This window comes from Stenotrophomonas sp. AR029 (assembly GCF_047520695.2).
GTDB classification, from domain to species: domain Bacteria; phylum Pseudomonadota; class Gammaproteobacteria; order Xanthomonadales; family Xanthomonadaceae; genus Stenotrophomonas; species Stenotrophomonas sepilia.
Genome location: NZ_JAXBQQ020000004.1, coordinates 37024 through 60932 on the forward strand (window position 1 = coordinate 37024; position 23909 = coordinate 60932).

The 23909-nt window shown below is 66.4% G+C and carries 24 protein-coding genes; 4 read left to right on the forward strand and 20 right to left on the reverse strand.

All coding sequences use genetic code 11. The features are described 5' to 3' along the window. Positions 1-51: 51 nt before the first annotated feature. The 19 genes from ACM0PB_RS14170 to ACM0PB_RS14260 form a co-directional block, all read right to left on the reverse strand. Complete coding sequence (locus ACM0PB_RS14170) at positions 52-630, reverse strand: PilZ domain-containing protein (RefSeq protein ID WP_414604811.1); 579 nt, start codon at positions 628-630, stop codon at positions 52-54. Beyond that, positions 627-920, reverse strand: a complete 294-nt coding sequence (locus tag ACM0PB_RS14175) for a hypothetical protein (protein WP_005416446.1) — start codon at positions 918-920, stop codon at positions 627-629. The genes ACM0PB_RS14170 and ACM0PB_RS14175 overlap by 4 nt, the downstream gene beginning before the upstream one ends. Then, a complete protein-coding gene (gene fliS / locus ACM0PB_RS14180; protein WP_005416447.1) occupies positions 917-1333 on the reverse strand; it encodes a flagellar export chaperone FliS in 417 nt (138 codons plus the stop codon). The genes ACM0PB_RS14175 and fliS overlap by 4 nt, the downstream gene beginning before the upstream one ends. Before the next feature lie 128 nt (positions 1334-1461). After that, entirely contained in the window at positions 1462-2877 is a 1416-nt protein-coding gene (fliD, locus tag ACM0PB_RS14185) for a flagellar filament capping protein FliD (RefSeq protein WP_005416448.1), read from the reverse strand. Positions 2878-3318: 441 nt separating this feature from the next. Continuing rightward, entirely contained in the window at positions 3319-4488 is a 1170-nt protein-coding gene (locus tag ACM0PB_RS14190) for a flagellin (protein WP_061478706.1), read from the reverse strand. 86 nt (positions 4489-4574) lie between these two features. Beyond that, entirely contained in the window at positions 4575-5765 is a 1191-nt protein-coding gene (locus tag ACM0PB_RS14195) for a flagellin (RefSeq protein ID WP_061478705.1), read from the reverse strand. Positions 5766-5837: 72 nt separating this feature from the next. Further along, positions 5838-7055 carry a flagellin gene (locus ACM0PB_RS14200; RefSeq protein ID WP_005416451.1) on the reverse strand — a complete coding sequence of 406 codons (1218 nt, stop codon included), beginning with the start codon at positions 7053-7055 and terminating at the stop codon, positions 5838-5840. A gap of 399 nt (positions 7056-7454) precedes the next feature. Further along, the gene (flgL, locus tag ACM0PB_RS14205; protein ID WP_005416452.1) at positions 7455-8657 is read right to left on the reverse strand and encodes a flagellar hook-associated protein FlgL; all 1203 of its coding nucleotides are present in this window, start codon (positions 8655-8657) and stop codon (positions 7455-7457) included. Then, positions 8654-10534, reverse strand: coding sequence for a flagellar hook-associated protein FlgK (gene flgK / locus ACM0PB_RS14210; protein WP_139727062.1), 1881 nt, complete (start codon positions 10532-10534; stop codon positions 8654-8656). Before flgK ends, flgL begins: the two co-directional genes overlap by 4 nt. A gap of 8 nt (positions 10535-10542) precedes the next feature. After that, entirely contained in the window at positions 10543-11742 is a 1200-nt protein-coding gene (flgJ, locus tag ACM0PB_RS14215; RefSeq protein ID WP_005416454.1) for a flagellar assembly peptidoglycan hydrolase FlgJ, read from the reverse strand. A 1-nt stretch (position 11743) separates the two neighbouring features. After that, positions 11744-12886: a flagellar basal body P-ring protein FlgI gene (locus ACM0PB_RS14220; RefSeq protein WP_414604384.1), complete on the reverse strand. Its 1143-nt coding sequence runs from the start codon at positions 12884-12886 to the stop codon at positions 11744-11746. Positions 12887-12888: 2 nt separating this feature from the next. After that, on the reverse strand, positions 12889-13581 hold the full coding sequence (flgH, locus tag ACM0PB_RS14225) for a flagellar basal body L-ring protein FlgH (RefSeq protein ID WP_005416456.1): 693 nt from the start codon (positions 13579-13581) through the stop codon (positions 12889-12891). A gap of 22 nt (positions 13582-13603) precedes the next feature. Beyond that, a complete protein-coding gene (flgG, locus tag ACM0PB_RS14230; protein ID WP_005416457.1) occupies positions 13604-14389 on the reverse strand; it encodes a flagellar basal-body rod protein FlgG in 786 nt (261 codons plus the stop codon). Positions 14390-14492: 103 nt separating this feature from the next. Beyond that, on the reverse strand, positions 14493-15242 hold the full coding sequence (locus ACM0PB_RS14235) for a flagellar basal body rod protein FlgF (RefSeq protein WP_049412405.1): 750 nt from the start codon (positions 15240-15242) through the stop codon (positions 14493-14495). Between the two features lie 32 nt (positions 15243-15274). Next, positions 15275-16498 carry a flagellar hook protein FlgE gene (flgE, locus tag ACM0PB_RS14240; RefSeq protein WP_005416459.1) on the reverse strand — a complete coding sequence of 408 codons (1224 nt, stop codon included), beginning with the start codon at positions 16496-16498 and terminating at the stop codon, positions 15275-15277. 32 nt (positions 16499-16530) lie between these two features. Then, entirely contained in the window at positions 16531-17214 is a 684-nt protein-coding gene (locus tag ACM0PB_RS14245; RefSeq protein WP_005416460.1) for a flagellar hook assembly protein FlgD, read from the reverse strand. A gap of 23 nt (positions 17215-17237) precedes the next feature. After that, the gene (gene flgC / locus ACM0PB_RS14250; RefSeq protein ID WP_005416461.1) at positions 17238-17645 is read right to left on the reverse strand and encodes a flagellar basal body rod protein FlgC; all 408 of its coding nucleotides are present in this window, start codon (positions 17643-17645) and stop codon (positions 17238-17240) included. Positions 17646-17648: 3 nt separating this feature from the next. Next, a complete protein-coding gene (gene flgB, locus ACM0PB_RS14255) occupies positions 17649-18044 on the reverse strand; it encodes a flagellar basal body rod protein FlgB (RefSeq protein ID WP_414604385.1) in 396 nt (131 codons plus the stop codon). 138 nt (positions 18045-18182) lie between these two features. Beyond that, positions 18183-19127, reverse strand: a complete 945-nt coding sequence (locus ACM0PB_RS14260; protein ID WP_005416462.1) for a chemotaxis protein — start codon at positions 19125-19127, stop codon at positions 18183-18185. A 231-nt stretch (positions 19128-19358) separates the two neighbouring features. On the opposite strand from ACM0PB_RS14260, the gene flgA reads away from it, so the two are divergent. From flgA to ACM0PB_RS14280, 4 genes are all read left to right on the forward strand, one after another. Then, positions 19359-20015 carry a flagellar basal body P-ring formation chaperone FlgA gene (gene flgA / locus ACM0PB_RS14265; protein WP_005416463.1) on the forward strand — a complete coding sequence of 219 codons (657 nt, stop codon included), beginning with the start codon at positions 19359-19361 and terminating at the stop codon, positions 20013-20015. A 75-nt stretch (positions 20016-20090) separates the two neighbouring features. Then, a complete protein-coding gene (gene flgM, locus ACM0PB_RS14270; RefSeq protein WP_005409579.1) occupies positions 20091-20396 on the forward strand; it encodes a flagellar biosynthesis anti-sigma factor FlgM in 306 nt (101 codons plus the stop codon). Continuing rightward, a complete protein-coding gene (locus tag ACM0PB_RS14275) occupies positions 20393-20731 on the forward strand; it encodes a flagella protein (RefSeq protein ID WP_065178557.1) in 339 nt (112 codons plus the stop codon). Before flgM ends, ACM0PB_RS14275 begins: the two co-directional genes overlap by 4 nt. A 91-nt stretch (positions 20732-20822) precedes the next feature. Beyond that, entirely contained in the window at positions 20823-22043 is a 1221-nt protein-coding gene (locus ACM0PB_RS14280; protein ID WP_053496680.1) for an ATP-binding protein, read from the forward strand. Positions 22044-22136: 93 nt separating this feature from the next. Here ACM0PB_RS14280 and ACM0PB_RS14285 read toward each other — a convergent pair whose 3' ends face one another. Beyond that, complete coding sequence (locus tag ACM0PB_RS14285) at positions 22137-23909, reverse strand: EAL domain-containing protein (protein WP_065196741.1); 1773 nt, start codon at positions 23907-23909, stop codon at positions 22137-22139.

The following is a 23909-nucleotide window of genomic DNA, read 5'->3' on the forward strand; positions in this document are numbered from 1 at the left end:
AGCTGAACGGGCGCGCCAAGGCTTGCCCGCCAAGCGTGATGGTGGCAGCTTTCAGCGCGCCCGGCGCGCCTCGGCCACCTGGCGGCGGTGCAGTCGGAACAGGTGCCGTTCCATTGCCATTTCCAGGCCGTCGCCCAGGCGCTGGAAGCGCAGCCACAGGAAGTGGCCGCCGCTGCCGTCGGCTGCCTCGGCGATCACTTCCACCGGCAGGTCGATGTGGTCGGGCAGCCAGTCGCTGGGCTGCAGGCGGACCACGCCGGCCTGTCCGGGCCTGGCACCACTGCGCGGGCCCAGCTGCAGGCGGATGCCACGGCGCGACCAGCGCACCGGGCGCAGGGGCAGTTCCAGGCCCTGCTGGCGCACCAGGCGGCCGAGCAGCACCATCGCCAGGTCCAGCTTGGCTTCAAGGCGTTGCAGCTGCAGGGTGGCCTCGTTGCGCTCGTCGTGCTCGTCAACACGGCTGTCTTCGACCAGTGCCAAGCTGCGCAGCAGGCCTTCGGCACCGCTGGTGCGTCCGGCCGCGCTGCCCGCCTGGAACTCGGCCGGCAGGGCCAGCTCGCAGCTGAGCGTTTCGTCGAACAGCTCGCTTTCGGCAGGATGGTGCAGCGACATGGTCGGCAGCTGGGTCATGCCAGCGATTCTGCCTGCAGGTAGGCATGGGCGGCGCGAAGAGAGCGCTGACCGTCATTCATCAGTGCGGCTGCTGCATCGCGGCGCTGGCGCAGCAGGCCCAGAAGGCTCTGCTGGCGCTCGAACAGGGCGCTCAGCGGCGCGTGGTCCGCAGCGGTCAGCGGCTGGCTGAGCAGGGCATGCAGGGTGCTGTCGTGCCCGTCGAGCAGGCTGTCGGCCTGGTCCAGGGCGTCATCGCCCAGTGCCTTCTCGAAGGCATCCAGCTGCGCGTGCAGTTCGGGCAGGCTCATGGCGCCACCGCGGCCGGGCGGCGCTGTTCGTGCGGGATCGCGTTCCAGGCGCTGTCGATCTCGCCCAGCAGCTGCAGCGATTCATCCAGCGCGGCGCGGTCGTTGTGCAGGTTGGCTTCGGTCAGGCGCTGCAGCACGTAATCGTACAGGGCCGACAGGTTGCCGGCGATCTCGCCGCCGGCCTCATGGTCCAGCGAGCCGTTGAGGTGGCCGACGATCGCGCAGACTTCGCCGATCGCCTTGCCCTTGCCGGCCTGGTCGCCGCGCTCGAGGCTGGCCAGGGCGCGACGCACGCGCTCCAGCGCGCCGGCCAGCAGCATCGCCACCAGCTTGTGCGGATCGGCATCGGCGACCGCACTGGTCACTCCCACCTGGCGGTACTGCTCGGCATATTGACGGCTGGAACCGTACATTCGTGATTCTCCTTGCGCGGGGTGCCGCCGGGCGATTGTGGGGATCGGTGCCGGCGGCGCGGCGATGATTGCTGTTGCGTCCGTTATCGGTGCATTGCGCGGCAAACTTGAGTGCCACGCACGCATCGTCAGCGGTTCAACTGTGCCAGCTGCTGCTGCAGCGCCGTGTTGCTCTGCTGCAACTTGCCCATCAGGCTGTCCAGCGCGATGAACTGCTTCTTGTAGCGCTCTTCCACGCTCTTCATCCGCGTGTCGAGATCCTTGCGGCGCTTGTCGATGTTGTCCAGCGTGGTGTTCAGTCCCTTGGTCCGCGCGACGAACGCGCCTTCCTTGCCGACCGTGGTGCTGACATAGCCGTCGACCAGCGTGTACAGCTTGCCGGCACCGCCGGTATCTCCGGTGATCGCCTGGCGCATCTTCTCCGGCTGGCTGGCCAGTGCGGCGGCGAACTTGGTGGTGTCCAGGATCAGCGTGCCGTCGGCATTGGGGTAGCCGCGGGTATCCAGACCGATCGCCTTGGCATCGAGCTTGTCACCAGCCAGGTCCTTGAGCACGCTCGACATCACCGAGCGCAGCTGGCTGGTGGCGCCGCGCATCTGCGCATCACCGGTCAGCGTGGAGGCTTCTTTGGTCTTGGCGTCGTACTTGGTTTCGGTGTTGATCGCCGCCAGTGCGGCGTTGTAGGCGGTGACGAACTCCTGCATCACCTTGGTGGCTGCCGCAGTGTCGGTGCTGATGGTCACCGTGCTGGTGCCCGGCATCTTCAGGTTCAGGGTCAGGCCCGGAACCGCATCGGCCACCGTATTGCTGGCGCTTACGACCTTCACGCCATCGATGGTCAGCTCGGCGTCGGCGGCGGCGGTGTTCTGCTTGAGGCTGTTGACCAGTCCCCCCAGCTTGGCGTCGCTGCCTGCGTATTCGAGCTTGATCGCGTTGGCGGCACCGGTCTTCTCCTGGGCGATCGACAGGTACTGGTTGTCGCCGGAGCTGATCAGGGTGGCCTGCACGCCTTCCTTGCGGCCAGCCGCATCGATCTTGTTGCGGATGGTGGTCAGCGTGTCGCCGTCCTCCACCTCCACGTTCATGGTCTTGGCCTTGTCGCCCACGCCAACGGTCAGCGTCAAGGTTCCGGCAGCAAACGTGTCGGTCTTGGGTACCGAGGTATCGGCGATCAGTTTGTGCGCGGTGGCCAGCGAGGTGACATTGACCACGTGCGTGCCATTGGAGGCGGCAGCCTTGGTTGTGCCGACGTCATACAGCGCGACCGACGCCGTCAGGATCTCGTCGGTGCCCTTGTCGCCGCCTTTGCTTGCGGTCACGGTGCGCGTGTCGAACGCCGTGGTGGCCTTCAGTGCGGTCAGCGCCGTCTTCAGCTTGTCGAAGGCCGAGGTGATGGTGCCGATCGACGACAGCTGCATCTTGGCCTTGGACTGCTGCAGGTTCAGCGCATTGTCGGCGGGCTTGCGGTCGGCTGCGACCAGCTGGTTGACGATGTCCGAGATGTTGAGCCCCGAGCCAATGCCACCGTATCCAAAGTCTGCCACGTCGTTTCTCCTGGTATCCGGGCCCGGCCGTCGTGCGGTGGCCCGTCGTCAACGAAAATAGCGGCCTGCGCCGCTGGGTCTTGAGGACTTCGTTGATGCACGTGCCGTGCCAATCGCCTGGCGCGGGTTCTGGCACGCGGGTTGCAGGTGGGCTGGGGCAGGGTGCGGGTGGGTTCACCGCGGGCTGCCGGGAGTCTGCAAAAAGCCCTCCCCCAATGCAGGGGAGGGATCAGACTACTGACAATCGGGGGGAGACGAAGCCGCCCGGTACGTACAGTCAAAGGTACAGCGCTGAAAGAGAGGTCCGCAGGAGCGGGCGATGCCAAGCCGGTTCGGGACTCATCCCGGGCCGGGCATGGCCCGCGCCTTCGTGCATCGTGGCTTCCCGGTTGCCGCTACCGTCGGTTCGACCCGACGGTAGCGGCGCCCTCTTGCCGTGGATCAGCGCAGCAGGCTGAGCACGCCCTGCGGCACCTGGTTGGCCTGGGCCAGCATGGCCGTACCGGCCTGCTGCAGGATCTGGGTGCGGGTCAGCTCTGCGGTTTCCTTGGCGAAGTCGGTGTCCTTGATGCGGCTACGCGAAGCCGACAGGTTTTCCGACGAGGTCTGCAGGTTGGCCACCACCGAGGTGAAGCGGTTCTGGATCGCACCGAGGTCGGCACGGGTGCTGTTGATCGCACCCAGGGCCTTGTCGACCACTTCCATCGCCTGCTGTGCACCCTTCACGGTGGACACGTCGATCTTGTCGGCGAACTTGGCGGTCGGCGCGGCACCTGCGGTGAACCCAGCGATGGTGCTGCTGAAGGCCGTGAAAGCACCGGCATTGTTGACGCTGTCCTTGACCGAGGTCAGCGTGAGCGCGCCGGCCGCGTCGGCTTCGGCATAGACGCCGGTCTCGCCGATCTTGGCATTGATCGCGGTTGCGACGGCCTTGCCGGCTGCCGCGGTGTTGGCGGCCGCATCGCCGACGCTCTTCACGGTCATCGCGTCGAAGTTGACGACGGTGCCCTTGCTGTCGGTGATGGTGAACGCGGCAACAGCGGTATCAACGTTGTCGGCACCGGTGACGGCAGCAGTGGCCGTGGCGAACTGGGCACCGCCCAGGGCGTTGGCCTTGGCGTCGATGGTCTTGTCGATGGCGATGGCCTGGCCGGCGTTGGCACCGACCTGGAACAGCTGGCTGGAGAACGAGCCGTCCAGCAGCTTGGTGCCGTTGAAGTCCGACTGCTTGGCAACGCGGTCGATTTCCGAGACCAGCTGGGTCACTTCGGCCTGCAGCGCCTTGCGGTCGCTGGCCGAGTTGGTGGCGTTGGCGGCCTGCACCGACAGCTCGCGGACGCGCTGCAGGTTGTTGCCGATTTCGGTCAGCGAACCTTCGGCGACCTGGGCCAGCGAGATGCCGTCGTTGGCGTTGCGGATGGCGACGTCGGTACCGCGGATCTGCGTGCCGAAGCGCTCGGAGATCGCCAGGCCGGCGGCGTCGTCCTTGGCGCTGTTGATGCGCGAACCGGAGGACAGGCGCTGGATGGTGGTGGCCAGCGAGCTGCCGCTGGTGCTCAGGTTACGCTGAGCATTCAGGGACATGGTGTTGGTGTTGATGACTTGTGCCATGGTGCTTTTCCTTTGGCGAAGGTGGAACGTGTTTCAGAAGCCGGGCGGCGGTTCAGATGCCACCCGGCGGTCGATCAGGGAGCGGATCAGCGCAGCAGGCTGAGCACGCCCTGCGGCACCTGGTTGGCCTGGGCCAGCATGGCCGTACCGGCCTGCTGCAGGATCTGGGTGCGGGTCAGCTCTGCGGTTTCCTTGGCGAAGTCGGTGTCCTTGATGCGGCTACGCGAAGCCGACAGGTTTTCCGACGAGGTCTGCAGGTTGGCCACCACCGAGGTGAAGCGGTTCTGCACGGCGCCCAGGTCGGCACGAGTGCTGTTGATCGCACTCAGGGCCTTGTCGACCACTTCCATCGCCTGCTGTGCGCCCTTGACCGTGCTGACGTCCAGGTCACTGGCGAACTTGGACGCCGGTGCGGCGGTCGCCAGCGTGGCGGTGAAGGTCGGTGCGGTAGCGCCGGTCCAGGTGCCCACCGATGCGGTGATGGCCTTGAACGAACCATCGGCGTTGACGCTGTCCTTGACCGAGGTCAGGGTGACGCCAGCGGTGCCGTTCACTTCGGCGTAGACACCGGTCTCACCGATCTTGGCGTTGATGGCAGTCACCAGCGCCTCGCGGGAGGCCTTGCCGGTGGCAGCGGCGTCGGCACCCTGCTTGACATCGACGTCGGCGATGGTCACGCCATTGATCTGCAGGCCAGTGACCTTGAGGTCGGCGTTGGTGCCCGGGTCGGCCAGGGCCAGCGAGTTGGTGTCGAACTTGGCGCCGCCCAGGGCGTTGGCCTTGGCATCGATGGTCTTGTCGATGGCGATGGCCTGGCCGGCGTTGGCACCGACCTGGAACAGCTGGCTGGAGAACGAACCGTCCAGCAGCTTGGTGCCGTTGAAGTCGGACTGCTTGGCGACGCGGTCGATTTCCGAGACGAGCTGGGTCACTTCGGCCTGCAGGGCCTTGCGGTCGCTGGCCGAGTTGGTGGCGTTGGCGGCCTGCACCGACAGCTCGCGGACGCGCTGCAGGTTGTTGCCGATCTCGGTCAGCGAGCCTTCGGCGACCTGGGCCAGCGAGATGCCGTCGTTGGCATTGCGGATGGCGACGTCGGTACCGCGGATCTGCGTGCCGAAGCGCTCGGAGATCGCCAGGCCGGCGGCGTCGTCCTTGGCGCTGTTGATGCGCGAACCGGAGGACAGGCGCTGGATGGTGGTAGCCAGCGAGCTGCCGCTGGTGCTCAGGTTACGCTGAGCATTCAACGACATCGTATTGGTGTTGATGACTTGTGCCATGAGGAGAGGTCCTTGAGCGGTTGCACGTGAGTTGGGTCAGACGCCCCCGACGTGCCCCGGGGGCGGCTCATGTCAGCGCTGCAACAGGCTGAGCACGTTCTGCGGTACCTGGTTGGCCTGGGCCAGCATGGCCGTACCGGCCTGCTGCAGGATCTGGGTGCGGGTCAGTTCGGCGGTTTCCTTGGCGAAGTCGGTATCGCGGATGCGGCTGCGCGATGCGGACAGGTTCTCCGAGGAGGTCTGCAGGTTGGCGACCACCGAGGTGAAGCGGTTCTGGATCGCGCCGAGGTCGGCGCGGACGCTGTTGACCGATTCCAGGGCCTTGTCGACGATCGACATCGCCTTCTGTGCGCCTTCGGCGGTGGTGACGTTCAGGTCCTTGACGAAGCTGGCTGCTGCACCGGTCAGGGTGCCGCCGTTGGTGCTGGTCTCGGTCAGGCCCAGGCCGGCGATGGTCGCGGCGGTGACGCCGGCCGGCGGGGTTGCCGCGCTGACGCCCAGGGCGAAGGTCTGGCCATCCTTGACCGAAGCCAGGCTGATGACGCCGGCATTGACCGAGGCCACCACGCCGGTTTCACCCAGCTTGTTGTTGATCGCCGCAGCGGTGGCCGAGGTGATCGACTCGCCGGCCTTCACGGTGAAGTCGCTGATGGTGACCGTGGTGGCGGTGCCGCCCGGCGGGGTGACCGAGACCTGCAGACCGGAGTAGGTGGTGTCGGCCGTGGCCTTGTCCACCGCCAGCGCGGTGCCGGTGTAGCCGTTGGCGAAGGTGGCAGCCCCCAGCGAATCGGCCTTGGCGTTGACCACGCTGTTGATGGCAATGGCCTGGCCGGCGTTGGCGCCCACCTGGAACAGCTGGCTGGTGAAGCTGCCGTCCAGCAGCTTGGTACCGTTGAAGTCGGCCTGCTTGGCCACACGATCGATTTCCGAGACCAGCTGGGTCACTTCCGCCTGTAGGGCCTTGCGGTCGCTGGCCGAGTTGGTGGCGTTGGAGGCCTGCACACCCAGTTCGCGGATGCGCTGCAGGTTGTTGCCGACTTCGTTCAGCGAACCCTCGGCGACCTGGGCCAGCGAGATGCCGTCGTTGGCGTTGCGGATGGCCACGTCCAGACCGCGGATCTGGGTGGTGAAGCGCTCGCTGATGGCCAGGCCGGCCGCGTCGTCCTTCGCGCTGTTGATGCGCAGGCCGGACGAGAGGCGCTGGATGGTGGTAGCGAGCGAGCTGCCGCTGGTGCTCAGGTTGCGCTGAGCGTTGAGCGACATCGTATTGGTGTTGATTACCTGTGCCATGGGGTCGTCTCCTCTTATATGGAACCCGTTGGTGAATGAAACGAAGCGCCGCCTGTTTTTTTGTGTGGCTGTGTGCTTCGCCGTTGCCAAATGAATAACGGCGCTTTGTCAACAACCTTTAGCCGTGAATTCCGCTGAAGCCGGAATTCGTTGCCTGAAGCTGTTTTCCCGGGGTTTTCAGCCCTGTTGCCAGGATGGAAGCGACCCCGGGAGGGGCGGTCGGGCAGGGCCTGACCAGCGCTGATGAAGGTATCGGCGAGGTGCGACCCGGCTTGATGGGCAATCACGGAAAATCGGCCGGAGATGGCCAGAGGGCCGCGTGGCGGCGGGCAGGCGCGCAAACCAAAAAGGCCGCGATGCAGGGCATCGCGGCCTTTCGGGAGTGACTCGGGCGTGGCGTCAGCGCAGCTTGTTGAACAGCGACATCGACTGCATCTGCGAGAAGATCGTCTGCGCCGCCTGCAGTGCGGTGCTCTGCAGCTGGTACTGGCTCAGCGCATCGGCGTAATCCAGGTCGCGCATCTGCGACAGCGTGGTTTTCAGGGTCACGCCATTGGCCTCGCGCATGTCCGCCGCGTTGTCCAGTGCCTTCAGCTGCGCGCCTCCCGCAGCGCGCGAATCGATCATCCGCTCCGAGGCGCGCGCCACGTCGCGCAGTGCGCTCTGCAGCTGATTCTGCTGCGCAGTCATCTGCGCGGTGGTACCGGTGTCGGCACCCAGCGCGGCGACCAGGTTGTCCATGGTGGCGAAGATGTCGCGGCTGCTGGCGGCCTGTACGCTGAAGCTGTCGCCCGCTGCGGGTGCACCCGTGATGCGCAGGCGTACACCGTTCACTTCCAGGTCGTCGCCAGCCTTGTAGGTGCCGGTGCCGGTCACGTTGCCCGCACCATCCACCACCTCGTACTGGGTGCCGGTGGTGAAGCGCACGCTGAAGCCCTGGCCGTTCCAGCTGTCGCTGCCGTCGCGGGTGATGTTGGTCAGCACGCCGTTGCCGGTGTTGCCGGCCGCGGCGCTGCCGTCAACGAAGCCGTCGCCGGTGGGAATACGCATGAAGATCTCGCTGCCGGGCAGGGCGTCGCGCACATAGGTATCGGGGCCGACTTCAACCTGGCGCTGGGTCTGGTCGCCGCGATAGACGACCTTGCCGTTGATCTTGGCAAACGGCGGGTCACCGTCGTTGGTGCCACCGAACACATAGCGGCCGGTACCATCGTCGGCGTTGGCCAGCGAAAGCAGGCCATCGCGGATCTGGTTGACTTCGGTGATCAGCGTCTTCTTGTCCGCCGCGCTCAGCGCCGGATTGCTGGCCTGGATGGTCAGATCATTGACGCGCGCCATCAGGTCGTTGACCTGCGCCAGGGTGTTTTCCTGCACGCCCAGGCGGTTCTGCACATTGCCGGCGTTGAGCTTCATGCGGTCCAGTGCGGCCAGGCTGCGGTCAAGGCCGACTGCAGTGCCGGCGGCAACCGGATCGTCCTTGGCGCTGACGATCTTGCTGCCAGTAGCAATCTGCTGCTCCAGGTGGCTGAGCTTGGCCTGCTTGGCCATCATCAGCGACACCGACTGGTTGAACATCATGCTGGTGGAGATTCGGCTGCTCATCGGCGGACGGCTCCCAGGATGGTCTGGAACATGCTGTCGGCGGTGGAGATCAGCTGCGAGGCGGCCTGGTAGGCCTGCTGCAGGCGCAGCATGTCGGCGGCCTCTTCGTCCAGATTCACGCCGGAGACCTCGTCGCGGGCTTCCTGTGCCTTGTCATTGATCACCAGCTGCGCATCGAGCGAGTACTCGGCCGAGCGGGCGGCGGCGCCGACCTGGGTGGTCAGGCCACCCAGTGCACCGTTCAGTGTCACCGTTCCGGCGTTGAAGGCCTTCGTGCTTTCCACCTTGACCAACCTGGAGGCGTTGCTGTTGTCCGACGAACCAGCCGGGGTCGGGGTGATGTTGAAGGTATCGCCCACCTTCGGCGCACCGTCCAGTACGAAGCTCCAGCCGTTGGCACTGATGGTCTGGCCAGGCGTATAGGTCTGGGGCGGGCCACCGTCGATGGTGTAGGTGGTCGCCGAGGTGAACACGATCGCCGACGGATTGCGCAGGTTCGCGTTGGCCGAATCGGTGACGGTGACGCCGCTCAGTTTGCCGGTACCGGTGTTGGCGGTGGCGGCTGCGCCCTTGACTGCGGCGGCCGCGGCAATGCGCGACGGATCGGTGATGGCCATCTCCAGGCTGCCGGCCACGCCGGCGGTGGGCTGCAGCAGGAAGCGGTCATTGGCCGCCGGGGTGCCGCCGACGACCAGGTTCACGCCGTTGATCACCAGCGGATCGGCGGCGGTGCCGGTACCGGTCAGGGGAATGCTGGCGCCGGTGTCGGCGCGGCTGGCCTTCCAGGTGGTGCCATCGAACTGCAGCACCACGTTCTGCGCGTCCAGTTTGCCCAGGTCGCCATAGGTGGCGCTGAGGCTGGCGGTTCCGGTATTGCTGTTGTTGCCGGTCACGCGCGGGCTGCCGATGTTGAAGAAGTCCCCGCCCATCTGGCCATACAGATCCACACCCTGGTGGTGGACCTGGTTGAAGCTTTCGGCCAGGCCCACCGCCAGCTTGCCCAGTTCGGCCTGCGCAGGCGTCAGCACGGTGTCGCGGAATTCCAGCAGGCCACCGATCTGGCCACCGACCGCCTTCGGGTCGAGACGGATGGTGTTGCCCTGGGTCTCCAGTGCCAACTGCAGGCGCTCGGGCTGGTAAGGATCGGCCACGGTGGTGACCTTGGTGGCCGTGGTACCCACCACCAGCGCGTTGCCGCCGGCAGTGTAGACATTCATGATGCCGCCGTCCTGGATCACCGCGGTGCCACCGGTGTAGCCGATCAGCTGGGTGATCAGCTGATCGCGGCGGTCGAGCAGGTCCGGTGCAGCCGAGGCAATGTTGGTGCCGATGGCACCGTTGATCTGCGCGATCTCCTGCGCAAGGCGGTTGACCTCGGTCGCACCGGCCAGCAGGCCGTTGTTGACCTCGCTGTTGAGATTGTTCAGGTGCGTGTTGAGCTGCACGAATCGGTTGGCCAGCGCCTTGCCACCGTCGAGCATGTTCTGGCGGTCGGCGGTGCCGGCCGCGTTGGACGACAGGCCACTGACCGAGTCGAAGAAGTTCGACCAGACGCCGGCCACGTTGGTGGCAGCATCGGAGAACAGGGCGTTGACCCGGTCGGCCATGCCCGAAAGCTGCTTCAGGCGCGCCAGCTCACCGCTGCTGTCGAGCAGGCGCGAGATCGCCAGCTGGTCGGCCGTGCGACGGATGTCGGTGATGCGGGTGCCGTTGCCGACCGTGCCGTAGCCATAGTTCTGTGGATCGGCGGTGGCGAAGTTGACCTTCTGCCGGCTGTAGCCGGGTGTATTGAGGTTGGCCACGTTGTGGCTGGTGGTCGCCAACGCTCGCTGGAAGGCGAGCAGGGCACCGGTACCGGTGGAAAGTACGCTGGACATGGTGTTCCTCAACGACGGGTGATACCCAGCGCCGCGGTCGCGGTGCTGGCGAAGGTCTGGCCAAGGCGCGAGCCGGCGTCGGCCACGGCGGCTACGGCGCGCTCGATGGTCGGGCCGCCGGCGATCGCAGCGATCTTGGCGGCGTAGCGCGGATCGGTGGCGTAACCGGCGCGCTGGAGGCCACGGGCGAAGCCCTGCACGTCGGTGCCGGCCTGCAGGGCCTGCTGGTAGCGCGGGCTGGTCTTCAGCAGGCGCACGTAGTCGGCAAAGCTCTCGGCCGCTGAACCGTAGGCGCGGAAGCTGGCGGTTTCGTTGCGGCGCACGCCATCGACATATTCATGGGTGCCGGCCGTGGCGCGCTGGCCGTTCCAGCCAGTGGCCTTGATGCCGAACAGGTTGTGCGAGGTGCTGCCATCGGCATGCTTGATGTGGCGCTTGCCCCAGCCGGTCTCCAGCGCGGCCTGCGCGACCAGGGCGCGGGCATCCACGCCCAGTTCCCTGGCCGCGCTCTGTGCGTGCTGCCAGATACTGGCGACGAAGCCCTCCGGGGTATGCTCGCCGAGCTGGGCGACCGCGGTGCGCGTGGCCAGGGCATCGGCCGGGCTCACGGCCGTGCCGCGATTGCTGGCCGTCGCCGTCCACTGGTCGCTGTTGGCGGCCCAGTCCTCGCCCTGCAGGCTGCCGATGTACGGATCCTCGGTGCCCAGCGAGCGGTGCAGGCCGCTGCTCTCACGGCCGGCGATCAGGTCCAGTGCCTGCTCCATCGGTGCCAGCGCGGCCTGCGCACCGTGCTGCGCGCCTGCGGCCATCTGCTGCAGCATGCGCACGGCCTGGCTGCCATCTTCCAGGGGCAGCGACGGTGCCGGCCTGGCCGGCGCGTTGAGCTGGTAAGCGCGGCTGGCCTTGGCCGGATCCACGCGGGTATCCAGTGCCGGACCTTCGGCGGCCTGGCCGGACAGCTGGCGGGTGATCATGCCGGACAGGCCCAGGCCCTTGCCGCGGGTCATCGCCTCGGCAATCTTCTGGTCGTACATGTCGCGGAACATCTTGTTCTCGCCGGGAAACAGCGAGTCGCCGAAGCTGGCATCGCGCATGCTCTTGACCAGCATCTGTGCGAACTGGCCTTCCAGCTGGCGAGCGACCTTGTCGATCTTCGCCGGATCGTTCTGCTGCGCCGGGTGCAGGTCGAATGCGGGATTGATGCGCATGTCAGATCACCTCAAGCTCGGCACTCAGTGCGCCGGCCTGCTTCAGGGCTTCCAGGATCGCGATCAGGTCGCCCGGTGCCGCGCCTACGGCGTTCACCGCATGCACGATCTCGTCCAGGGTGGTGCCGCCGCTGAACTTGAACATGCGGCTGCCGTCGTTGGTGGCGGTGATGGTGGACTGCGGGCTGGCAACGGTACGGCCGCCCGACAGCGCATTGGGCTGGCTGACGTTGGTGTTTTCCTGGATGGTCACGGTCAGCGAACCATGCGATATCGCGGCCGGCCCCACGCGCACCTGCTGGCCGATGACCACGGTGCCGGTGCGTGAATTGACCACCACCTTGGCCGGGGCGCTGCCCGCGGTCAGTTCCAGGTTCTCGATGCGCGCCAGCAGGCCGATGCGTGCGCCCGGATCGGTCGGTGCGGTGACGGCGACGGTCACGCCATCGATCGCGCGCGCCGCGCCTTCGCCGAATGCGTTGTTCAGCGCGGCGACCATGCGCGAGACCGTGGTGAAATCGTTGTTGTGCAGGTTCAGGGTGATGTCGCCGCCGTTGGCCAGCGGATCGGGCAGGGCACGCTCCACGGTGGCGCCGTTGGGAATACGGCCGACGCTGGGCACGTTCACCGAGACACGGGAGCCGTCCTTGCCCTGCGCGCCAAAGCCACCCACGATCAGATTGCCCTGGGCGATGGCATAGATCTGGCCATCGGCGCCGCGCAGCGGGGCCATCAGCAGCGAGCCGCCGCGCAGCGACACCGCGTTGCCGATCGAAGACACCGTGATGTCGATCGGCTGGCCCGGCTTGGCGAACGGCGGCAGTTCGGCGTGGATCGCCACGGCGGCCACGTTCTTCAGCTGCGGATTGACGTTCGGCGGCACGTTCACGCCCAGCTCGCCAAGCAGGTTTTTCAGGCTCTGCACTGTAAAGGGTGCCTGGCTGGTACGGTCGCCGCTGCCATCCAGGCCGACCACCAGGCCATAGCCCACCAGCGCATTGCCGCGCACGCCGCCGACCTGGGCCAGGTCCTTGATGCGCTCGGCGCTGGCAGGCGCAGCCATTGCCAGCAGAAGGAAGAATGATCCGTAGAGCGACGCCATGCGTCGCTGCCACGTAGAAGAGAAGAGAGCTTTCATGGCCATACTCAGAACGGCGTCAGGCCGGAATTGAAGAAGCGGCTCAGCCAGCCCATCGCGTTGGACTGCGCGACCGGGCCGCGGCCGCCGTAGACGATGCGGGCCTCGGCCACGCGGCTGGACGGAATGGTGTTGTCCTGGCTGATGTCGCCCGGGCGCACGATGCCCTGCACCTGCACCAGTTCATCGCCCTGGTTCAGCCGCAGGTTCTTCTGCCCCTGCACCACCAGGTTGCCGTTGGGCAGGCGCTGGATCACCGTGACCGTGACGCTGCCCTGCAGGCGGTTGCTCTGCGCGCTGTTGCCCTTGCCGGTGAAGTCACGCGCGCCCTTGGCCGTCGCACTGAGGATGTCCTTGCCGCCCAGGGTGACCGGCGCACCAAGGATGGACGGCGTGCCCAGGCTCAGGTTGGATTCCTTGTTGGTGGCTGTGTTGGCGCTGGTCTGCGCGGTGGTGTTTTCCAGCAGGGTGATCGTCAGCAGGTCGCCGACATCGCGTGCGCGGCGGTCCGAATACAGCTGCAGGGTCGGGCCAGCGGCGTAGATCGCACCGGCGGTGGGCGCGGCCTGCGGCGGCATGATCGGCTGGATCGGTGCCATCGCCGGATAGGGGCGCACGTCGCCCGCGATCACGCAGCCACCGAGCAGGGCGACCACGGTGCAGGCGAGGGCAGTACGGGCGAGGTTGGAAATGGGCGACATGGCGGTTTCCCGGTTGGGCCGGTCAGATCTTGTTGTTGAGATAGCCGAGCATCGAGTCGGTGGTGGAGATCGCCTTGGCATTCATTTCGTAGGCGCGCTGGGTTTCGATCATCGACACCAGCTCTTCCACCACATTGACGTTGCTGCCTTCCAGCGCACCCTGCACCACGGTGCCGAGGCCGTTCAGGCCGGGATTGCCGTTCTGTGCCGGGCCCGAGGCCGTGGTCTCCAGGAACAGGTTCTCGCCACGCGCCTGCAGGCCGGCCGGATTGACGAAGTCGGTCAGGGTCAGCGCACCGACTTCCACCGAGGCGGCGTTGTCGGCCATCTTCACGCTGATGGTGCCGTCGCTGCCGATGGTGACCGACTGCGCGCCCTCGGGAATCTGGATGCCCGGCTGCACCGGGTAGCCGCTGTTGGTAACCAGCTCGCTGTCCTGGTTGATCTTGAACGAGCCATCACGGGTGTAGGCCGAGCTGCCGTCGGGCATCTGCACTTCGAAGAAGCCGCGTCCGTTGACCATCACGTCCAGTGCGCGGCCGGTCTGCTGCTGGCCACCCTGCTCGAAGTTCTTGGCGGTGGCGACCACGCGCACGCCGGTACCCAGCTGCAGGCCGGTCGGCAGCTGCGTCTGCGCCGACGAAGAGCCGCCCGGCTGGCGCACCTGCTGGTACAGCAGGTCCTCGAAGCTGGCGCGGTCCTGCTTGAAGCCGGTGGTGTTGGTGTTGGCGAGGTTGTTGGAAACCACCGACATGCGCATCTGCTGCGCATCCAGTCCGGTTTTCGCGATCCACAATGCCTGGTTCATCTTCGGAGTCCTGTCTGGGTGAAGCCGGCCGCGCAATGCGGCCCTTGGTAGCGGGTGTGCAAGCGGTGTGCCAGCGCCGCGCCCGGGCGGCGCCGGAAATCCGTCAGCTGCCCAGGCGGAGCAGGCTGTTGGCGCTGCGCGCGTTGTCGTCGCCGTGCTTGATCACCTGAACCTGCATTTCGTACTGGCGCTGCAGCTGGATCATCTGCACCAGCGCACCGGCGGCATCGACGTTGCTGCCCTCCAGTTGCCCGCTGTGCACGGCAGTGCCCTGTGCCGGTGCGAACGGCTGGCGCGGGTCGGTGTTGCGGAACAGGCCATCCAGGCCGCGCTCGAGGCGCTCGTCCGGCGCCTGCACCACCTTGATCCGGCCGATCTGCGCCATCGTCTGCGGGCCTTCGCCCTGCGGGATGATCGAGATCGTGCCGTCGGCGCCGATCTCCATCGCCTGGTAGGGCGGAATGGCGATCGGGTTGTTGTTGTCATCCAGCACCGTGCGGCCGCCAGAGGTCACCAGCTGGCCGTTCGGCGTCACCGACAGGGCTGCGCCACGCGTATACGCTTCGCTGCCATCGCTCGCCTGCACCGCCAGCCAGGTGCCGCTCTGCAGTGCAAGGTCCAGCGGTTTGCCGGTGATGTGCTGCGCGCCGGGCCGGCGGTTGAAGCCGGCGTCGACGTGCAGCGCATCCACCCGCGAGGCAAAGCCCGGACCCTTGATCGGGAAGGCTTCGGTGTTGGCCAGCGCTTCCTTGAAGCCAGGAGTGTCCGAGTTGGCGAGGTTGTGGCTGAGCGTTCCCTGCGCCTGCAGGGAGGCGCGGGCACCGGTCATCGCCACGTAAAGGGCTTTATCCATGGGGGGAGTTCCGTGACAGGGTCAGCAGCTCATCAACGGATGTTGATGACGGTCTGGGTGATCTGGTCCTGCGTGGTGATCATCTGCGCGTTGGCCTGGAAGTTGCGCTGCGCGGTGATCATGTTGACCAGCTGCTCGGTGAGATCGACGGTGGACGCTTCCAGCGAGCCGGCCTGGATCTTGCCGAGATTGGAGGTGTCCGGCATTCCGGTGCGCGGCGTGCCTGACTCGAAGGTCTCCACCCACAGGTTGTTGCCCTTCGATTCCAGTCCCTGGGTGTTGTTGAAGGTGGTCAGTGCGACCTGGCCCAGCGGCTTGTCGTCGCCGTTGGAGTAGCGCGCATAGACCACGCCCGACTCGGACACAGTGATCTCGTTGAGCTTGCCGGCGGCATAGCCGTCCTGCTGGGTGTTGCGCAGGGCGAACTTCTCGCCGTACTGGGTCGAACCGCTGATGTCCAGCGTCATGTTCAGCTGGCCAGCGCCCGTGGTCGGGGTGAAGGTGCCGAGGCCAACCTTGCCGTTGGCCGGGGCGGTCAGCTTGCCGCTGTTGTCGAAGGTGACCGCGGTCGGGGTGCCAGCGGGCTGGCCATCGACATAGTTGTGCACGGTCCATTCGTTGGGGTTGGCGCCCTTCACGAAGTACGAGACCTGGATGTGGCTCACGCCCAGCGAGTCGTACACGGTGATGCCGCCGCTGGAGTGGTTGTAGCTGTTGGAGTCGGTCGGGTCGAACGTGGCCACGGTCGGCTGCTTGGCGTTGGCCGGCAGGGTGAAGCCCACCTTCACTTCGCTGGTCTGCTTCGGCGGGCTGTCGGTGGTCAACAGCTGCAGGTCGACCAGGCGGCCGGCATCGAAGTTGGTGCCATCGGCATTCGGCGCGAACACCTGCAGGCGCGCGCCCTGCGGATTGACCACATAGCCGGCCGAATCGGTCTGGAAGTTGCCGGCACGCGAGTACACACGCGAACCGTTCATGTTCATGGTGAAGAAGCCCTCACCGGAAATGGCCATGTCCAGGCTGCGCCCGGTCTGCTCGTTGTGGCCCTGGATGAACTGCTGGGCGACGTTGGAGACGCGCACGCCCGAGCCGGTCTGGTTCTTCGACAGGCCATAGCTGGTGGAGGCGAACAGATCGGCGAACTCGGCGCGCGACTGCTTGAAGCCGGTGGTGTTGACGTTGGCGACGTTGTTGGCGGTGACGCTCAGGTCGGTGTTGGCAGCATTGATGCCGGACAGCGAGACATTGAAGCCCATGGGATGCTCCTGGTTGATGCGGGATGTGCGGCTCAGCTGACGCGGAGCACGTAGTCGATCGGGGCCGTGCCCAGGCCCTTGAGGTTCAGGTACAGGCCGTCGGATCCGACGGTCACGCTTTCCACCGGCGCCTGCACATAGGTGGACAGCTTGGTGCTCTTGCCGGCGGTATCGACATGGTTGGCAACGATGGAATACTTGCCCGGCTCCATGCGCTTGCCGTTGGCGTCCTTGCCGTCCCACTGGAAGGCGGTTTCGCCTGCTGCCTTGGCTTCCACGCTCAGCGAGGTGACCTTGGCGCCGGTGGCATCGGTGATATCCACGGTGATGATGCCGGCCGACGGCGCGGCCACCGTGCCCTCGACGCTGCCTTCCTTCTCCAGCACCAGCTTTTCCGATGGCACCAGCACCTGGTGGCCGACCAGCGCCGCGCCACGCAGCACCTGGTCGCTGGCCATCGATTCCTGGAAGCCCTTCACCGTCTTGTTCAGATCGGTGATGCCCTGCACGGTGGACATCTGCGCCATCTGCGCGACCATCTGCGTGTTGTCCATCGGCTTCAGCGGATCCTGGTGCTGCAGCTGCTCGGTCATCAGGCGCAGGAAGTCGGCCTGGTCGAGCGTATTCTTCTTTTTCGTGGCGTTGCTGTTGGGGGCGTTCAGGCCCAGCGCGGAATAGACGTCCTGGCTGGTCTGGTTGTTGACGGCGGTGGTCATGGCGGTATCCGGTGCTGCGGGCCTCAGCGGCCCATGGTCAAGGTGGCCAGGGCCAGTTCCTTGGCGGTGGTCAACATCTCCACGCCGGCCTGGTAATTGCGCGAGGTCGAGATCAGGTTGACCATCTGCGCCACCGGATCGACGTCGGGCTGGTAGATGTAGCCATCGGCGTCTGCCAGCGGGTGGCCCGGCTCGTAGCGCTTGATCGGCGCCGCCTCGCTCTGGGTGATCTCCTTCACCTTCACCGAGGTGATGTTGGGATCGTTCTTGCTGGTGACGGCCTGGAAGATCGGCTCCAGCGGCTTGTACACGGCGTCGGCAGAACCGGCGACGGTGTCGGCATTGGAGAGGTTGGAGGCGATGGTGCTCATGCGCACCGACTGGGCCTGCAGCGCGGAGCCGGCGATATCGAAGATCGGCAGGTTGCTCATGGCTTATTGCCCCGTGATCGCGGTCAGCATGGAACGCACCTTGCTCTCGACGAAGCTGAGCGAGGCGCGGTACTCGAGCGCGGCTCGGCCATAGGCGGCACGCTCGGCATCGGGATCGACGGTGTTGCCGTCCAGGCTGGGCTGCACGCCCTCGCGCGCGATCTGGAACGGGTTCAGGCCACTACTGATTTCGTAGTGCTGCTCATGGGTGGTGGCCATCAGGCCGTTGGCATCCTGCCCCTGGGCATGGCGCAGGGCGGCATCGAAGTCCAGGTCCTGGGCCTTGTAGCGGGGCGTGTCGGCATTGCCGAGGTTGCTGGCGATCAGCTTCATCCGCTGTTCGCGCAACGGCATGGCCTGGGCGTGGACGCCCAGGTAGTCGGTAATCAGGTTGCGCACGGTGCACTCCCACGGGAACGTTGCCCGGGAAGCTGCAAGGGGTGTGCCAAATTCGAGAGGGTAGTGCCGGCCGCTGGCCGGCTCCCCGATGGATCTGCGGTTGCCGGCCAGCGGCCGGCACTACCGGATCAGTGGCCGTCAGGCCGCCATCGCCACCTTGCGCAGGCGGTCCAGCACGAAGTCAGCCAGCTCGTGCGGCGAGTACTTGGCGACGAAGGCGTTGGCGCCGACACGCTCGACCATGGCGTTGTTGAAGACACCCGACAGCGAGGTGTGCAGCAGCACGTAGAGGCCGGCCAGGCCCGGGTGGCGCCGGATTTCCGTCGTCAGCGTGTACCCATCCATGGCCGGCATCTCGATGTCGGAGATGACCATGGCATAGCGTTCGGCGGGGTTTTCGCCCGAGGCTTGGATCTGCAAGAGGTGGTCGAGAGCCTGCTTGCCGTCGGAAAGCAGGGTGGCACCCACGCCCAGCTGATCCAGCACGCTGCGGATCTGCTGGCGGGCCACGCGCGAGTCGTCCACCACCAGCACCTGCAGCTGGGGGCCATCGGCGGGCATTGCCATCGCCGGATCGAGTACGGCGTCACCGCGGACCTGGGCGATATCGGCCAGCACGCTTTCAACGTCGATCACCTGGATCAGCTCACCCTGGAAGCGGGTTACCGCGGTCAGGTAGCTCGACTCGGCGCCAAGCTCCGGCGGCGGGTGGATGTCTTCCACTGCGATGTTGACGATGCGTTCGACGCCGCTGACCAGGAACCCCTGGATCGAGCGGTTGAATTCGGTGACGACCAGGTAACCCGGCGAGGTATCGGCATCGGGCTCACGTTCGGGGTGGCCGATGGCCAGGCCCAGGTCCAGCACCGGCACCGAGCGGCCGCGCACGTCGGCCACGCCGGCGAACTGGCTGGGCAGGCCGGGTACCTGGAACAGCTCCGGGCGCCGCAGGACTTCCTGCACCTTGAAGACATTGACGCCAAAAAGCTGACGTCCGCCGAGACGGAACAGCAGCAGCGCCAGGCGGTTGTGGCCGGCCAGGCGGGTCCGCTGGTCGATCCGGTTGAGCAGGTCATGGGACATGGCTGCTGTATCGGCGCGTTGGGCGCCAAACTTGAGGGCGCTCTGCCACTGCGCGCTCCGCACCGCAATTGTGGCGTCGCCCCATGTTCGACCGGGGCTCTTGTAGCGTCGAGCGATGCTCGGCTGGCTGTTGGGCGCAAAGCGGTCGAGCATGGCCTGACTCTACAAGTGCCCCTCTGGCACACCCCTTGCACGCACCTGGGCCAGCTCTTGCCGATTGAAGGAGGCGCCATGTGCCGGGTCACATCTCTATTCGCCATCGCGCTGGCCGTGGCCTCGCCGTGGGCGGCTGCCGCCGACTGGCAGCCGGTGGCAAGCATCCGCGCGGCGGCCTTGTCGACGCTGCCGGCGGGCAGCGAGGGCGAGGCCCAGGTGGCCGATGCGCTGCGCCTGCCGAAGTGCGGGGGGGCGTTACAGGTGCAGCCCACCGCCAACACCACGGTGGAAGTCAGCTGTCCGGATGCGGGCGGCTGGCGCCTGTTCGTGCCGGTAAAGGTGCGGCGCAACCAGACCGTACTGGTGCTCAACCGTGGAATCGGTACTGGAGAAACCCTCACTGCCGCCGATATCACCACTGCCCAGCGTGACGCTGCCCGGATTGCCGGCGCGGTGCTGTCCGATCCCAATGCAGCGATCGGCCGCGTCGCCCGCCGTCCGTTGCAGGCCGGAGCCCTGCTGTCGAACAACGATCTGGTGGTGCAGCGTCTCATCAAGCGAGGAGACAATGTGGCCCTGGTGTCGCGTCGCGGCTCGGTCGAGGTCCGCATTGCCGGCCGTGCGATGGGTGATGCCGGTGAGAACGAACGGGTCTCGGTCGAGAACCTGTCCTCGCGGCGGATCGTGCAAGGCACGGTCGATGCCGCAGGTGACGTAATCGTGGCGCGTTGAATTACCGCAAAATATCCCTAAAGATCACGGCCCTGCGGCCGTTATCCCTTGTGAACGGCAACTCCAGGACACCCCATGAGCCAGAAAATCGACGGCAACCTGCAGGTCCCCCAGGCACTGCGCAGCGTGACGACCCCGGCCAACAAGCCCGGTGTCAGCACCGATGCGGCGGCGCGCCCGGTCGAGGCGGCCGACAGCCTGCGCCTGACCGGCGAGGCCACCAATCTGCAGGCCATCGAGCGCGAGCTGACCACCGCCCCGGCGATCGACGCCCAGCGCGTGGCCGCCGTGCGCGAGTCGCTGCAGAACGGCACCTACAAGATCAATCCGGACGCGATCGCATCGCGCATGCTCGATCTGGACCAGCAGCTGCACGGATGACTGCGGCGATGAGCGAGCCGCTGCAGCGTCTCGCCCAGGCCCTGGACGTTGAACGCCAGGCCCTGGTCGAGCACGACGTGCACGCCCTGATCCGGGCTACCGGCGCCAAGCTGGAAGCGTTGCGTGCGCTGGAAGGCGCGCCACCGGTGGGCGAGAGCGAACAGCTGCAGGAACTGGCCGAGCGCAACCGGGCCAACGGCGTGCTGCTGTCGCGCCGCCGCCGCGAGGTGAACTGGGCGCTGCGCCAGCTCGGCCGCACCGAAGACGCCTCGGCCTACGATGCCAAGGGCCAGTCGCACACGGTCAGCATCGGCCGGCCCCTCGCCGTCGCCTGAGGCGACGGCGGTCGCATAACCCCTCCCGGCGGGCTGAAGCCCGCTGCATGACCGCGTATATTGGGCGCCTGTTCGAACGTCCCGAGTCGCCGTGTCCGCTGCCAACGCCCTGGTTACCGCCCCCCTTCCGCCGCAGCCGGTGCTGCAGGCCCTGCTTGAGCGCCTGCGCGAAGGCCTGCTGCTGTTCACCGATGACGGGCGGGTGGCCCTGGCCAATCCGGCCGCACAGAACCTGCTGGCCAGTGGCGAGGACGGCGGGTTGCCGCCGCCGCAGCGCCTGCGCGAACTGCTGCCGCCCGATGCGCTGGAACAGGCTCGCCAGCATGGTCACTGGAATGGCAGCCTGCCGCTGGGCGAGGGCGTGGTCATCGCCCATCTGTACCACCATGGTCCGGTCGGCCAGGGGCATTTCCTCGCCCTGTTCCGCCACATCGAAGGGCAGGAAGACTACGAACGCGAGCTGCAGCAGCGCCATGCCGAACTGCGCCAGGCCTACCTGCGCCTCAATGGCACCCAGGAAAAGCTGCTGCAGTCGGAGAAGATGGCGTCGATCGGCCAGCTGGCCGCCGGCGTCGCGCACGAGATCAACAACCCGATCGGTTACGTGCACTCCAACCTGGGCAGCCTGCAGGAATACCTGCGCAGCCTGTTCACCGTGATCGAAGCCTACGAGCGCGCCCTGCGCGCGCCGGACCCGAAAGCGCTGATTCCGGAAATCGATGATATCCGTGACCGTCTGGATATCGATTTCATCAGCCGCGACCTGCCGCAGCTGATGGCGGAATCGCGCGAAGGCATCGAGCGGGTCACCCGCATCGTGCGCGACCTGAAGGATTTCTCGTATTCCGGCCGCGACGAGTCGTGGAAGCTGGTCGACCTGCACGCGGGCCTGGAATCGACCATCAACATCATCTGGAACGAACTCAAGTACAAGGTCACCCTGGTGCGCGAGTTCGGCCAGTTGCCCCTGGTGGAGTGCCTGCCATCGGAGTTGAACCAGGTCTACATGAACCTGCTGCTCAACGCCGGCCATGCCATCGCCGAGCGCGGCACGATCACGGTGCGTACCGGCGTTGATGGCGATCACGTTTGGGTCGAGTTCGAAGATACCGGCGGTGGCATCTCGCCGGAACTGCGCCAGCGCATCTTCGATCCGTTCTTCACCACCAAGCCGGTTGGCAGTGGCACCGGCCTGGGCCTGTCGATCTCCTACAGCATCATCAACAAGCACCACGGCCGCATCGACCTGGACAGCACGCCCGGCGTGGGCTCGCGCTTCCGCGTGGTGCTGCCGGTCAAGCAGCCGCGCTGACCGCTTCTGGCAGTGCCGGCCGCTGGCCGGCAACCTCATTGAACCCGATTTCCAGAGCAGCCGGCCAGCGGCCGGCTCTACCAGAGGGGATGGTTACCGCAATGGGCGCTCCTCGCCGCCATCTCCGCTCTCCACCGGCGCCGGGCCGGCATTGCTGCGGCGCTGTTCCTCGTACGTGCGGAACGCCTGGTGGATGTGCTTGCGCAGCTCGTCGTCGTTCCACGGCTTGGTCAGGAAGCGATAGATCGCGCCGCGGTTGATCGCATCGGTCACCGTGTTCAGATCGGTGTAGCCCGACAGCACCAGGCGGATCGTATCCGGGTACAGCATCTTCACCCGGCCCAGGAACTCGGTGCCGCTCATGTCGCTCATTCGCTGGTCGGACAGGATCACCTGCACGTCGTTGATCGCCAGCAGGTCGAACGCATCGCGCACGTTGCCGGCGGCCAGGATGCGGTAGCCGTCGCGGCGGAACAGGCGCACCAGTGAGCGCAGCACGTTTTCCTCATCATCCAGCAGCAGCAGCGTCCGGTCCGGGCGCGTCTCGGCGAAGGCTTCCGGGCGCAGGTAGCGGCGGCGCAGGGTCATGCCGGCGGCATCGGCCGACATCGGTTCGCCGAACAGGTAGCCCTGGAACACGTCGCAGTCGTTGCGGCGCAGGAAGCCCAGCTGCGCCTGCGATTCCACGCCGTTGGCGATCACGGTCATGCCCAGCTGGTGGCCCATGGCGATGATCGCGCGGGCGATGGCCGCTTCACGATTGCCGGCCGGCGCGCTCTTGATGAAACTGCGGTCGATCTTCAGCTTGTCCACCGGGTAGCGCACCAGCGCGCTGAGGCTGGAGTCGCCGGTACCGAAGTTGTCCAGGCTCAGGCTGATGCCTTCATTGCGCAGGTTGGCCAGCGTTTCGTGGACGAAATTGACGTTGTTGGTCAGCGCACTCTCGTTGATCTCCAGCGTCAGCATGTGCGCCGGTACGCCCGCCGCCTGCAGCAGTGACATCACTTCGGCGAAGAAGTTCGGCCGCAGCAGCTGCAGGGTGGACACGTTCACTGCGATGGTGAAGTCATCGAAGCCCTGGTCGCGCCACAGCCGCGCCTGCTTCAAGGCGCCTTCCAGCACCCAGGTGCCGATCTGCACGATGATCCCCAGGCGTTCGGCGGTGCGCATGAAGCGCTCCGGCACCAGCATGCCCAGGGTCGGCGACTGCCAACGCAGCAGCGCTTCCATGCCCACCACGTGGCCGTCGCGCGCGCTTACCAGTGGCTGGTAGCGCAGCTTCAGCTCGCCATTGGGAATGGCATCGACGATCTGGCGCGCGATGATGCTCTCGCTGTGCGCGCTTGGCGGGGTGTCCACCGCATGGATGCGCACGGCATTGCCGCCTTCGCGGGCGGCCTGGTACAGCGCATCCTCGGCATGGTCGAGCAGGCGCGAGGTGCTGCTGGCATGTTCCGGGCACAGGCTCACGCCCAGCTTGCCGGTCATGAACAACGTGTACGGCAGCACCGACAACGGCAGCTCCATCTGTTGGCGGATCTCCTCGGCGAAATCCTCCGGCAACGGCAGATCGGCGGTGCGCGGCACCGCGATCAGGAACTCGTCGCTGCCATGTCGCCACAACTTGCCGCGCCCGCGCAGGTAGGACTGCAGGCGCTGTGCCACCAGCACCAGCGCCTGGTCGCCCACTTCGGCACTCATGTTTTCATTGACCGATGCGAAATGGTCGATGTCCACGTGCATCAGCATCAGTGCGATGCCGCCTGAGGCTGCCTCGGCAACCATTGCCTGCAGCTCGGGGTTGCCGGCGCCAAGGCGGTCGGGAGCGTCATCGATGCTGACCGGGGGCAGGTTGGGATTCCACAT